Annotated in this window: 1 protein-coding gene; it reads left to right on the plus strand. The window is 60.9% G+C overall.

Translation table 11 applies throughout. The annotated features are described in order from the left end of the window. Positions 1-645, plus strand: a 645-nt coding sequence (locus tag ACR0C6_RS21900) for an MFS transporter (protein ID WP_480621278.1), incomplete at both ends; no start/stop codon positions are given.

Genomic DNA, 645 nt, shown 5'->3' on the forward strand with positions numbered 1-645 from the left:
TCTTTGCGCGTGAATACCCCCCGGCGCGGTTTGCCACATTGGCCGCCGTGATGTTGGGCGCACGGTCCGTTGGAAATCTGGTGGCTTCTTATCCAACCGCGCTTGCCGTGGAATGGATGGGGTGGCGCGCAACGATGGTCGGGCTGGCCACAGTGTCCGCCGCAATCGCATTGGGCCTGTGGCTGACTGATCACGACCCGGCGAAGGTCGAAACAGAACACAAGGGATCCCTGCTGGATCTGCTGAAGGAGCCTGCCCTGTGGCTGATCCTGCCCTTGATGCTGGTTGCTTACGCCCCCTCTGCTGCGCTGCGAGGGCTTTGGGCCGGGCCTTACCTGAACGATGTCTTTGGCTTAAGTGCCACTCAGATCGGCACTGCAACGCTGATCATGGGTGCGGCTATGATTGCGGGCACTTTTGTCTACGGACCGCTGGACCGCGTTTTTGGTACCCGGAAATGGGTGGTTTTCGCTGGCAACGCACTGGGCGCAGCTGCGTTGGGCTTGCTCTGCTTGTGGATCGAGGATGCAACATGGCTGTCTGTCCTGCTGATGGCCGTAATCGGCTTTACCGGTGCCAGCTTTCCGGTCATCATGGCCCATGGTCGGGCCTTCGTGCCTCCGCATCTGGTGGGGCGTGGTGTGA

This window comes from Ruegeria sp. AL12 (genome assembly GCF_056540885.1).